Origin of the sequence: Pontibacter virosus, assembly GCF_003096355.1 — a bacterium.
Lineage (GTDB): Bacteria > Bacteroidota > Bacteroidia > Cytophagales > Hymenobacteraceae > Pontibacter > Pontibacter virosus.
Genome location: NZ_QEKI01000020.1, coordinates 38,913 through 51,331 on the forward strand (window position 1 = coordinate 38,913; position 12,419 = coordinate 51,331).

Below are 12,419 nucleotides of genomic sequence, written 5' to 3' on the forward strand. Positions count from 1 at the left end.
CTTTTGGTTAGTCTAAAGAAGTAGGTAAACCTATAATTTCCCGTAATTTTGCTTCTTCTTAAAGATTTGGCGTAGAAACGTGTGTCGATTAGAGCTTACACGAACGCCTCGAACAACATGGAACCAAAAAGACTGAATAAATTCATCAGCGACTCGGGTTTTTGCTCCCGTCGCGATGCAGACGAGCTGATAGAACAGGGCCGCGTGACGGTGAACGGGAAGATCCCGAACGACCCCGGCATGAAAGTGACGCCCAAGGACAAGGTGCGCATCGACGATGAGATGCTGCGCGTGAAACAGGAACAGCCCGTATACCTGATCTTCAACAAACCGGCCAACATGTCGGCTACCTCCGATATGGCCGTGCGCGACAATGTAGTGCGGGCCATCAATTTCCCGGCTACGCTCGAGCCAACCGCCATGCTGGAGCGCGAGGCAGAGGGTATCATTTTCCTGAGCAACGACGGCGATTTCGTGCGTGGTGTAAAGCGTGCCGACAATAAGTTTGAGAAAGAGTATGTCGTGACCGTGGACAAGATGATTACGGCAGATTTCCTTCAGAAGATAAGTGGCGGCGGCGCTCCTATACCTGGCGAAGAACGGGTAAATAACTCCGTATCGAAAGAAACCCAGACACGTTTCCGCATTATACTAAAGCCGGGCACTGACCACTACCTGAAGCGCATGTGCGAAAGCCTCGGATACAAGGTAGTACACCTGCAGCGCGTTCGTTTCGGTGAGTTTTCATTGGTCAAATTACCCTCCGGCCACTGGCGTGTTCTAACCCCGCAGGAGGTGAAGAGCCTGACCAGCCTGGTACCTGGCGGTAAAGGAACATCCAGCCGAAAAGCATCAGAAAGTAGCTATGACAGACCGGCACGTGGCGAGCGCACTGGCACCAAAAGTAGTGCTGGAAGTTCCTATTTTAAAGGCGAAGCGCCGGATGCACCTTCCAGAAGCGGCGCGGGCAAGGGTCCGGCAAGAAGTGGCAGACCTGGATCACCAGCAACCAAATCCTCAACCAGAGGAAGCGACGGTCCCAGAAGAACAGACACTTCCAGAGATGGTTTTAAAAAAACGGGCACTCCCAGAGACGTTACTGGCAGCCCGGCCAAAAGTTCACGCGGGGGTGACTTTAAAAGTGCTCCGAAATCAGCATCCGGCAGAAGTGCAGCTCCGAAAAGTGGCGGCAAACGTGGGGATGCACCTAAAGGCGGTGGTCCGAAGCGAGGCAGGTAATGAACGTTAGGTTATTAAGCCAATCCTATACCTAAAAGCGCTCTTTCCTATTCAGGAAAGAGCGCTTTTTTATGATGTGCTGTCGCTAATGGAAATTTGATTCACCATTGGAAAGGTTATGACCCAATGCCGTCAACCTAAATATATGCGCTTTCGAATTTATGAATTCGAAAGCGCAATAGAGGGCCCCTGCCCCCAACTGCTGGGGATTTCCTAATCCCCGTATACCGGCATTCGCGGTCAGGAGACCCACAACAGATTAGATTCGGATAGAAAGATCCGAATCAGCTTTTCCTAATTTCTTAAGTTAATGGTATTGGGGCGCGAACTGTCACTAAACAAAAGGCATTACAGAGGAAATGACGTTAAGATGTATCGTCGGTACATTTCAACTCTAAAACCCCTCAACTCATAAACTCTCAAACTTCTATCCTTCCCAGTTTCCCATTTTACCCATCTGATAATCTCGGAAAGCTTCACGTATCTCCTCTTCGGTGTTCATCACAAAGGGTCCGTGTGATACTACGGGTTCGTTGAACGGCTGGGCGTGCCCAAACAGAATAAAGGCGTTCTCGGTCGCTTCGACTTTCACTTCCTTGCCTTCGTTTCCAAATTCGACTAAGGTAAGTTTTTCAGCCAGCTGTCCGTTTACTTTGACAGTGCCGCGCACCACATAAAAGAAGATGTTGCGTTCAGATGGTACGTTATAGACAAACTCTCCGCCTTTCTGCAGCTCGATGCTCACGATGTGGATGTCGCTTAGGTTCTGTATAGGCGCCTCCACTTCCCCCCAACTGCCTGAAATGACATTGACACGCACATTGCCGTTATCCAATTCCACTACCGGAATCTTGTCTTTTTGCAGGCCAATGTACTTGGGCGCGGTCATCTTATGCCGGGCAGGCAGGTTGAACCAAAGCTGCAGAATTTCCAATGGACCTCCCTCCTTCTTGAACTTATCAGACGACACCTCCGCATGGATCAGGCCGCTGCCTGCCGTCATCCACTGCACGCCACCAGCTTCAATAATGTCCTTACCACCGCCTGTGTCCTGGTGCATGATGTCGCCATCCAGAATAAAAGTCAGCGTTTCGAAACCACGGTGCGGGTGCGGCCCGAAAGGCAATCCCCTGTTGCCGGGCTTGTATACCTGCGGACCGTGGTGGTTTAAGAAAAGAAAAGGGTCAATGTACTCTACATCACGCGTAGGTATAGCGCGGTAGGTTACCAGGTCGCCCATGGGCGCAAGCTCCGCTTTGTGTAGCTTCTTTATTTTTCGCATAAGGTCAATTCTAGATCGTTCGCAAATTAATGTATATACATTAATTACCCTAACACACGCCTGATTGTTTCATATACAGATTGCAGTATGTTCCATAGCAGCGCTATTCAGCTACATGTAAAACTATCTCCTTATAGACAGCACCATTTAGTTCGTTTTGTCTACCTTAAAGGATCTTGGTAAAGAGGGTCACTACCCCCGCGAGTAGCAAAGGCTTAAACTCCTTTTGCCCTATTTTCTTAACAGAATAGCCTGAAGATTTGGCCTCTTCCCTCCCTTACGAAAAGGCTTGAACTTTAGGGAAGAATCTTTTTCGCACCAATTAAGCTCTACTGCTCTGGATCAATGCTGCAAGTCACAATTTATTAGCCTGACAATTGGTGGCAACTTTATGGGTTCAAAAAAACTACACAACAGCTTACTTAACATAAAAATCCCACCGTTTCTTTTTAAGATTGGGTGGGATTTTCACGCTACACTGATAGTGAGGTATACGGATTGTGGGAAGACTAAGCCGCCTTCTCTTTTTTGAGCATTTTGAGCAGTGCCTCTGCTGCTGGTTCAGAAGAGGCTGGGTTCTGCCCCGTGATCAGCAACCCGTCCGTAACCACATAGGGCTGCCAGTCATCGGCTTTGGAATAAATTCCGCCTAGCTCCTGATAGCGGTCTTCTACCAGGAAGGGTACCACATTGGTTAACTGCACGGCTTCTTCTTCAGTGTTGGTAAAGCCAGCCACATTTTTGCCTTTCACGAGTGGCTCCCCGTTAGGGCCTTTGGCCTGCATCAGGGCTGCCGGTCCATGGCAAACGGCCGCTACAGGTTTTTGCTGTTTGGCAAAGTCCTCGATAAGTCGAATTGAATCCTTGTCTTCGGAAAGATCCCATAGCGGACCGTGCCCACCTGGGAAGAAAATAGCATCGTAGTCGTCGGCTTTCACCTCACTTAGTTTATGGGTGCGGGAGAGTTTGTGCTGCAGGTCGTCGTCTTCATAAAAGCGCCTTGTTGCCTCGGTTTGCGCATCTTTTTCAGTGCTTTTTGGGTCGATCGGCGGTTGACCGCCTTTCGGGGAGGCAAGGTCCACTTTTACACCGGCATCCGCCAATGTGTAATAGGGAGCGGCAAATTCCTCTACCCAAAAACCGGTCTTTTTTCCGGTATCGCCTAATTGGTCGTGTGAAGTAAGGACAAATAATACTTTCATAGTTTTTTATGGTTAGATGGTTGTGGAATATTAAACCAGAAGAACTTCAAACAAAGGACGATAGACTTCCTAAGTGTAAAGCTTTGCAAGCGTGATTTCGTACTTCATATTCGATTCAATGAATCAAGGCAAGGCTCGTTCTATACCTATGCCAGTCTTTTTAACCTGGTTTAGCCAGGCAATGTTTTAACTGAACAGCTCGGAAGACAAGTAGCGATCTCCGCGGTCGCAGATAATACAGACCACTACACCCTCTTCCAGTTCGGAAATTAGCCGGGTAGTCGCTGCGACAGCCCCGCCACTGCTCATGCCGGCAAACACCCCTTCTTCCCGGGCTAGTCGGCGGGTCATAGCAGTTGCCTCCTGCTGCGAAACGTCCAGTATGCGATCAACCCGCTCCCGTTCGAAAATTTTGGGCAGGTATGCTTCCGGCCAGCGTCGGATGCCGGGAATCTGAGAGCCTTCCACAGGCTGGGTGCCGATGATCTGCACTGCCGGGTTTTGCTCTTTCAGATAGCGGGACACCCCCATGATGGTACCGGTCGTACCCATGGCCGACACAAAATGTGTGACGGCTCCTTCGGTGTCGTGCCAGATCTCGGGACCTGTGCTGCGGTAATGTGCGGCGTAATTGTCCGGGTTGCCGAACTGGTTAAGTACCAGGTAGCCGCCTTTCGCTTCTTTCTCCCGCACATAGTCGATGGCCGCCTCCATGGAGCCCTCAGCCGGGGTCAGGGTGACTTTTGCTCCGTAGGCTTCCATGGTCTTTACTCTTTCCGGAGTGGCGCTGGCAGGCATCACCAACTCAATCTCCACCCCAAACAGCTGCGCGATCATGGCCAAGGCTATACCTGTGTTGCCGCTGGTGGCCTCGATCAGCCGGGTACCTTTTTTAAGTTCGCCCCTGTCCAGCGCTCCTTTGATCATGCCATAAGCAGCGCGGTCCTTCACACTGCCGCCTGGGTTGTGGCCTTCCAGCTTGGCCAACAGTTTCACATTCGGGTTCGGCGAAATGTTTTTCAATTCAACTAAAGGCGTATTACCTATAAAATCCAGTAGTGTCCGTGTCTTTATTGTGCTGTTCATCATCTTTACCTGTACGTGTTTAGTGCCGGAATGGAATTGCCCTCTAAATGAAAGGAGAAGGCATCAGGCATAAAGTTTCTCCCGGATCAGTTTCATGAATGATACAGGAAAGTCACGTCCTACCGTAGAGAAGTGCTCCAGTAAAACGGGAATGAATACAGATTAGCATCACGTGGTATATATTGCCCTGAGCAGGTATATAACGTCACCATATTTAGTCGCTAGAAACTCCTAAACTCTCAATCTCCCCAACTCCTAAACTATTATCTTTGTAGCCATGCCTATCCGCAAGATTATTCACATCGACATGGACGCCTTTTTTGCCTCCGTGGAGCAACGCGACAACCCGGAGCTGCGCGGAAAACCCGTGGCGGTGGGTGGTTCGCGGGCAAGGGGTGTGGTGGCGGCGGCCAGTTACGAGGCCCGCAGGTATGGCGTGCACTCTGCGCTTGCTTCCAAGATCGCAGCCCAGCGCTGTCCGCAGTTGATCTTCGTAAAGCCTCGCTTTGAGGTATACAGTGCCGTGTCACGCCAGATACGCGAGATCTTTTACTCCTATACTGATCTGGTGGAGCCGCTCTCCCTGGACGAGGCTTACCTCGACGTGACAGAAAACAAGATCGGCATGCCCTCGGCAACCATCATCGCCAACGAGATCAGGGCCAAGATTCAGGAGGAAACCGGATTGACAGCTTCTGCCGGGGTGTCTTTCAATAAGTTTCTGGCAAAGATCGCCTCGGACATGAACAAGCCCAACGGCTTCACGCTCATCACGCCGGATAAAGCCGAGGAAGTGGTAGCCGCGCTGGCCATCGAGAAATTCTACGGCATAGGCAAAGTAACAGCGGCCAAACTACAGAGCATGGGCATCCTCACCGGCGCCGACTTGCGGGAGCGCAGCGAAGAGGAACTTGTGCGGCACTTCGGCAAGACAGGTCGCTATTACTACCGCATTGCCCGTGCGCAGGACGAACGCGAGGTACAGCCGCACCGCATCCGCAAGTCCATCGGCTCGGAGCGTACCTTTGAAGTGGACCTGACAGAAGAGGAAGTGATGCTCCCGGAGCTGGAAAGACTGGCCAAGGAAGTAGCACATGACATGGAACGGCTGCAGACCACAGCCAAGACCATCACGGTCAAGATCAAGTACTTCGACTTTAACCAGACCACCCGCAGCAAAACCTTTCTGGGTGAGATCAAGTCAGCTGACGCCATCTTTACCATCGCCCGTGACCTGCTCCGCACCCCCCAACTGCCACAATACCCGGTGCGGCTTTTAGGTATAACGGCCTCCTCCCTCCTCTACCAGCACGACAAGATGGAAGGCTACCAGCTGACCCTGGAGTTTTAAAAACGCTTACTTCCTGGCTGTGTACTTTTTGGCCTGGGCCCAGCTTTCACGTTCGCCGTCGGCTTCAGGAGAAGTTTCGAGAAGTTCCAGGTAGTAGCTTTTTGCCTTCTGCTTGTCTTTGGCTCTTTCAGCAGCGAGGGCTGCCCCGTAAAGACTGTTGTAGCGTTTGGGTGATACCTGCAGACTGGCTTCATAAGCCAGCATGGCTTCCGCAGGCTTCTTGCTCAGCAGCAGCATGTCGCCCAACAGTTCCCGGGCCGGCACAACAGCACCCGGCGTCACCGGATGTTTATCCAGCGCATCTTCTTTGTCAGCCGCTTCCCGCATCAGAGCCAGTCCCTTTTCCTTGTCCCCGTTTTGATACGCCAGCCATGCTTGCACCGCCATTTGCTGGGCTTCGGCTTGTGCTGCCCAGTAGGTGTCGCCTGAGCTGCTCAGTTGTGTACGCAGCTTGTCCAGCGCTACAATAGCCTCTTCTGCCACCGCAGCATTGCCGGAACGGGCTCCACCTATACCTCGGGCAAAGTGGGTGATAGCTTCCGCCCCGGGGTAATTGTACCAGGTAAAATTTTGAGGTGACCGTATGGGCAGGCTGGCCGCCTCCGCCCATTTTCCCCGTTCTAGCGCATGGCGTGCAGGTATAGCGGCCAGTGCATAGGCTGTCGCGAACGAAGGTGTATACCCGGCAACAGCTTGCATTTTATCGACTACCTCCTGCGCTTTCTTGTCTCGCCCCTGCTGCAGGTAGCCATAGGCCATGTAGTCCAGCGCGTGCGGGTAGTGCATGGATACAACATCTTTAGAAGACTGCCTCAGCGCGGCATCAGCGGACCGGATGTTCCAATCCACGGCATCTGTCCACTGCCCCAGGCGAATGAAAATGTGGCTTGGCATGTGCAGGGCATGCGGCACGTCAGGCGCAATACGCTCATACTCCCGCGATACTTCAACGGCTTTGTGAGCCAGCAAGGGGTTGTCGTAGGCGTGGATGATGTAGTGAAACAGACCCGGGTGGTCTGGGTGCTTTGCATGCAGTTGTTCCAGCAATGCACCTGCTTCCTTCTGCTTCGCAAAGGTTTTGTCAGTCTTAGGAGCCGTGCCAAGCTGGCCCAACGCATAAAAAGCAGCTGCCTCCACTTCATCCGGATAGGCTTCATGTGCTTGCTTATACCCTTGCTCAAAGGCTTTCAGTTGATCTGCATAGGTAGAGCTTCCCCAATTTTCATAAAACCGGGCGACGGCTTTGATATAGGCTTTCTCCTTATCTGTCAGGTTCTTCTGCTGCCGGGCTTGCTCCACGGCTGCCTGCCCTTTCTGCAGGTTGTCATCGGTAGGGCGTTCGCCCCACAATGGGTGGATGTAACTCATGGCAATACCCCATTGCGCCATGCCGCAGTCCGGGGCGATGGCTGCCGCCGCCGCAAACTCCTGCTCTGCCTGCTCATACATCATGTGGTGCATGAGTGCGAGCCCGCTGTCAAAATGCCGCTGCGCCTCCTCGTTACAGGAAGTTTGCAGATTTACGGTACCATGTTTGGTGGCATGCCCTTGCGCGGTCGCTTTATACCCACCAGGTATGGCAAAGACAATGCACCATGCGATGGCTATAACACGTGATGTTCGCATGCTCTTACGTTCAGTTGTTGAAATACATTTGAGTCAGAAGCAGGGACGATGAACGTCAATAGTTAAGCTGCTAAATGCTTAATAATGAAGGAGTCTGTTAGGTATACAAGAAATACGGCCTATCTTATTTTCTACTCATTCCGCTGTGATATGTTTATCTTTTATGGCATTGTTCTAATAAGGGAGACCAATTTAAAATAAGCTGGCTGAAGCGATTAAACCATTCTTTTGTGGCGTAGTCTTTTATCAGATACCTTAATCAGGTATATTGTGAAACACTAATCTTAAATCTAACCCAATCTTTCACCCCATTATGAGCAAAAATGTACGCTACGCCCGACTGGCTACACTGCTTCTGGCTGGTGCACTTATAGCACCGCCTGCCTTTGCGCAGAGCAAGGAAAAAAAGAAGATGAAAAAAGCCAAGCAGGAAGCAACCACCACACAGGCTACTCCGGCCACTAAAAAAGAGGATAGCGGCGTAAAGCCCTACGCCAGCGTGATCACCCCCAATGCCGTGACGGACGAAGGCCTTTTCAAAGTGCACCGCATCGACGAAAAATACTTCTACGAAATTCCGGACACGCTCCTCAACCGCGACATGCTGATGGTGAGCCGTATTGCCAAAACAGCCACAAACCTCGGTTATGGCGGTGAAGAGCTGAACCGCCAGATGCTGCGCTGGGAAAAGAAAGGCAACCGCATTCTGCTGCGCCTGATCTCTTACCAGAACGTAGCCAGTGACACGCTGGAAATCTACCACTCGGTACAGAACTCCAACCTGGCCCCGGTTATACAGGCCTTTGATGTAAAAGCCTTTAACAACGGTACTTCTGTTGTGGAAGTGACCGACTTTTTCTCGAAGGACGTGCAGGCCCTTGGTCTGAACAAGCGCCAGCGTGAGTCTTATAAGGTAAAGCGTCTGGATGACAAGCGTTCCTTCGTGGAGGGCATCAAGAGCTTCCCGCTCAACATTGAGGCGCGCTCACTCATGACCTACGAGGCGACTGATCCGCCTGCCAACTCCAATGCCGGTACCATCACCGTGGAGTTGAACCACTCCATGCTCTTGCTGCCAAAGGTACCGATGCCTGCCCGTCGTTTTGACGAGCGCGTGGGTTACTTCACGCTATCGCAGACCGACTACGGCACCGACGAGCAGCGTGCTGCCAAGCGCCGCTACATCGTGCGCTGGAGACTGGAGCCAAAAGACAAAGAAGCCTATGCCCGGGGTGAGTTGGTAGAGCCTATTAAGCCTATCGTTTACTACATCGACCCGGCTACACCAATGAAATGGCGCCCATACCTGAAGCAGGGCGTTGAGGACTGGAACAAGGCCTTTGAGGCAGCCGGTTTCAAAAACGCGATCATCGCCAAAGATCCGCCAACCCCGGAAGAAGATCCGGAGTTCAGCACAGAAGACGCGCGCTACTCGGTAATCCGCTACTTCTCTTCTGAGACGCAGAACGCTTACGGCCCGAACGTACACGACCCGCGCTCCGGCGAAATCCTGGAAAGCCACATCGGCTGGTACCACAACGTGATGAACCTGCTCCGTAACTGGTACTTTGTGCAAACGGCCGCCGTAAACCCGGACGCCCGTGGCATTAAGTTCAAAGACGAAGTGATGGGCGAGCTGATCCGCTTTGTGTCGGCGCACGAAGTGGGCCATACCCTGGGTCTGCCGCACAACATGGGCTCGAGCGCTGCCTTCCCGGTTGAGAAACTGCGCGATGCCAAGTTTACCAATGAGATGGGCACCGCCCCTTCTATCATGGACTACGCCCGTTTCAACTACGTGGCGCAGCCAGAGGACAAGGGTGTCGCCCTCATGCCAGGTATAGGCGTGTACGACAAGCATTCTGTGAAGTGGGGATACACTTACTTCCCGGAGATGAACGGGTACGACAACGTAGCCAAGCTGTCGCAATGGATCCTGGAAAAAGGAGACGACCCGATGTACCGCTTCGGCCGTCAGCAAGGCAACCCGATCGACCCGTCTTCGCAAACAGAAGACCTGGGTGATGATGCCATGCTGGCCAGCCACTACGGCATCCTGAACCTGAAACGCATCATGCCAAACCTGATGGAGTGGACGAAGGAAGAGAACAAGAATTACGACGACCTGCAGGAGATGTATGGCCAGGTGCTGGGCCAGTGGAACCGCTACATGGGACACGTAACGGCTAACATTGGCGGTATATACGAGAACTACAAGACCTACGAACAGAAAGGTGACGTGTACGCTGCCGTACCGAAAGAAAAGCAGCAGCGCGCCATGAAGTTCCTCAACGAGCAGGGCTTTGCCACGCCTACCTGGATGCTGGACCAGAACATCCTGCGCAAGATAGAGTCGGCAGGCGCAGTAGAGCGCGTACGCACGGCACAGGTGAACATCCTGAACAACGTGCTGGAGCCAGGCCGTATGCAGCGCCTATTGGAGTCGCAGGCGGCACTGGGAAGCAAAACCTATACCTTGCCTGAGATGATGGCTGACCTGCGCAATGGCGTGTGGTCTGAAATCGGAAGCGGCAAGAACGTGGATATGTACCGTCGCAACCTGCAGCGCGGCTACCTCGACCGCATGGAGTACCTGATGAAAGAAGAGCAGCCTTCTGTTCCGGCCAGCGCCCGTGCTTTTGCAGGCGTAACGACGGTGAAGGTTTCCCAGTCCGATATCCGCCCGATGGTGCGCGGCGAACTGACTGCTTTGCGCAACCAGATCAGAGCCTCTTTGCCAAAGACGCAGGATAGCATGACGAAGTACCATTTGCAGGACGCACTGGCACGCATCGACAACATCCTGAACCCGAAAAGTTAATTTTCCTGTTTTATGATAGCGAAAGCCCCGGCCACTTTGGCTGGGGCTTTTTATTTGCTGTTTCAGTTGAATATTAACTAAGATATCCTATGCAAAAAACAGAACAATGGGGTTCCGTACCGGAAAATCAAATATATCTTGTACCTTTGTAGCCCATAAAGTTTAACCTAACTTATGGCTGCTAAATATATTTTTGTTACAGGGGGCGTTACCTCCTCACTTGGTAAAGGTATCATCTCCGCTTCTCTTGCTAAGTTGCTGCAGGCAAGAGGCTTCTCTGTAACAATCCAGAAATTCGACCCCTATATCAACATCGACCCGGGCACGCTCAACCCCTACGAGCATGGCGAATGCTTCGTGACCGAAGACGGCGCCGAGACCGACCTCGACCTGGGCCACTACGAGCGCTTTCTGAACGTACCTACCTCGCAGGCCAACAATGTAACGACTGGCCGCATTTACCACCATGTGATTACGCAGGAGCGTGAAGGTGCCTACCTGGGCAAAACGGTACAGGTTATTCCCCACATCACAGACGAGATCAAGCGCCGCATGCTGCTTTTGGGCGAATCCGGCGAGTACGACATCGTGATCACGGAGATTGGCGGTTGCGTGGGCGATATCGAGTCTTTGCCATTTATTGAAGCCGTGCGCCAGTTACGCTGGGAGCTGGGTGTGCACGAAACCTGTGTGATCCACCTGACCCTGGTGCCTTACCTGAAAGCGGCCGGCGAACTGAAAACCAAACCAACACAGCACTCGGTACGCGACCTCTCGGAGGCCGGTGTGCAGCCGGACATTCTGGTTTGCCGCTCGGAGTACCATATACCTGCCGACCTGCGCAAGAAGATTGCGCTGTTCTGTAATGTGAAGCAAAACTCCGTGATCGAGTCGATCGATGCGGAAACGATATACGATGTGCCGCTGCTGATGCGCAAAGAGAAGCTCGACGAGCGCGTGATCGCCAAACTGAAACTGCCACATCGCGCTGAGCCGGAACTCGAGACCTGGAAAGAATTCCTGGGCCGTCTCAAGAACCCGACCGCCGAAGTGAATATTGGCCTTGTAGGCAAGTATGTGGAGTTGCCTGATGCTTATAAGTCAATTGTAGAGTCTTTTGTGCATGCCGGTGCGGCCAACGAGTGCAAAGTAAACATCAAGTGGTTCCAGTCCGAGAACATCAGCGACGAAAACGTAGCCAGCCTGCTGAAAGGTATGGACGGTGTGCTGGTGGCCCCTGGCTTTGGAGAGCGCGGCTTTAAAGGTAAACTCGAGGCCATCCGCTTTGTGCGTGAGGCAGGTATACCGTTCCTGGGCATATGCCTGGGTATGCAGTGTGCTGCTGTCGAATTTGCCCGCAATGTGCTGGGACTGCAGGATGCCGCTTCCACCGAAATGGAACCGAACACGCCGTTCCCGGTCATCGACATGATGGAGGATCAGAAAAACATTACCCAAATGGGGGGCACGATGCGATTGGGCGCCTATACCTGTGAACTAAAAAAGGGCTCAAAAGCATTTTCTATTTACGGCAAGGCCAAAATTTCAGAGCGCCACCGCCACCGCTACGAGTTCAACAACAAGTATTTGGCCGATTACGAGAAGGCGGGCATGATGGCCACCGGTATAAACCCGGAAACAGGTCTGGTAGAGGTGATCGAATTGCAAAATCACCCTTGGTTTGTGGCAGCACAGTACCATCCGGAATTAAAGAGCACCGTGCTTAATCCTCACCCGCTTTTTGTTAAGTTTGTGAAAGCGGCCATGAATTATACTAAATCGAAGTAAGCGTTAACCTAAACACATTATTAT

8 protein-coding genes are annotated in these 12,419 nt (G+C 52.2%); 4 read left to right on the plus strand and 4 right to left on the minus strand.

Going from position 1 to position 12,419, the window contains the following annotated elements; translation table 11 throughout:
* Positions 1-117 precede the first annotated feature (117 nt).
* On the plus strand, positions 118-1,239 hold the full coding sequence (locus C8E01_RS19825; RefSeq protein ID WP_116545195.1) for a pseudouridine synthase: 1,122 nt from the start codon (positions 118-120) through the stop codon (positions 1,237-1,239).
* Positions 1,240-1,666: 427 nt separating this feature from the next.
* Here C8E01_RS19825 and C8E01_RS19830 read toward each other — a convergent pair whose 3' ends face one another.
* From C8E01_RS19830 to cysM, 3 genes are all read right to left on the minus strand, one after another.
* A complete protein-coding gene (locus tag C8E01_RS19830) occupies positions 1,667-2,521 on the minus strand; it encodes a pirin family protein (RefSeq protein ID WP_116545196.1) in 855 nt (284 codons plus the stop codon).
* Positions 2,522-3,030: 509 nt separating this feature from the next.
* Positions 3,031-3,723: a type 1 glutamine amidotransferase domain-containing protein gene (locus C8E01_RS19835; protein WP_116545197.1), complete on the minus strand. Its 693-nt coding sequence runs from the start codon at positions 3,721-3,723 to the stop codon at positions 3,031-3,033.
* 186 nt (positions 3,724-3,909) lie between these two features.
* On the minus strand, positions 3,910-4,809 hold the full coding sequence (gene cysM / locus C8E01_RS19840) for a cysteine synthase CysM (RefSeq protein ID WP_116545232.1): 900 nt from the start codon (positions 4,807-4,809) through the stop codon (positions 3,910-3,912).
* A 277-nt stretch (positions 4,810-5,086) separates the two neighbouring features.
* Between cysM and dinB the strand changes: the two genes are divergently transcribed.
* The gene (dinB, locus tag C8E01_RS19845; protein WP_116545198.1) at positions 5,087-6,160 is read left to right on the plus strand and encodes a DNA polymerase IV; all 1,074 of its coding nucleotides are present in this window, start codon (positions 5,087-5,089) and stop codon (positions 6,158-6,160) included.
* Between the two features lie 6 nt (positions 6,161-6,166).
* Here the strand turns inward: dinB and C8E01_RS19850 are convergent, their stop codons facing one another.
* Complete coding sequence (locus C8E01_RS19850) at positions 6,167-7,786, minus strand: tetratricopeptide repeat protein (protein WP_116545199.1); 1,620 nt, start codon at positions 7,784-7,786, stop codon at positions 6,167-6,169.
* 313 nt (positions 7,787-8,099) lie between these two features.
* On the opposite strand from C8E01_RS19850, the gene C8E01_RS19855 reads away from it, so the two are divergent.
* A complete protein-coding gene (locus C8E01_RS19855) occupies positions 8,100-10,607 on the plus strand; it encodes a zinc-dependent metalloprotease (protein ID WP_116545200.1) in 2,508 nt (835 codons plus the stop codon).
* 174 nt (positions 10,608-10,781) lie between these two features.
* Complete coding sequence (locus C8E01_RS19860; RefSeq protein ID WP_116545201.1) at positions 10,782-12,395, plus strand: CTP synthase; 1,614 nt, start codon at positions 10,782-10,784, stop codon at positions 12,393-12,395.
* Positions 12,396-12,419 lie beyond the last annotated feature (24 nt).

Coding starts and splice junctions, on each gene's coding strand:
- C8E01_RS19825 (WP_116545195.1), top strand. CDS start 118: ATGGAACCAAAAAGACTGAATAAATTCATCAGCGACTCGGGTTTTTGC.
- C8E01_RS19830 (WP_116545196.1), bottom strand. CDS start 2,521: ATGCGAAAAATAAAGAAGCTACACAAAGCGGAGCTTGCGCCCATGGGC.
- C8E01_RS19835 (WP_116545197.1), bottom strand. CDS start 3,723: ATGAAAGTATTATTTGTCCTTACTTCACACGACCAATTAGGCGATACC.
- cysM (WP_116545232.1), bottom strand. CDS start 4,809: ATGAACAGCACAATAAAGACACGGACACTACTGGATTTTATAGGTAAT.
- dinB (WP_116545198.1), top strand. CDS start 5,087: ATGCCTATCCGCAAGATTATTCACATCGACATGGACGCCTTTTTTGCC.
- C8E01_RS19850 (WP_116545199.1), bottom strand. CDS start 7,786: ATGCGAACATCACGTGTTATAGCCATCGCATGGTGCATTGTCTTTGCC.
- C8E01_RS19855 (WP_116545200.1), top strand. CDS start 8,100: ATGAGCAAAAATGTACGCTACGCCCGACTGGCTACACTGCTTCTGGCT.
- C8E01_RS19860 (WP_116545201.1), top strand. CDS start 10,782: ATGGCTGCTAAATATATTTTTGTTACAGGGGGCGTTACCTCCTCACTT.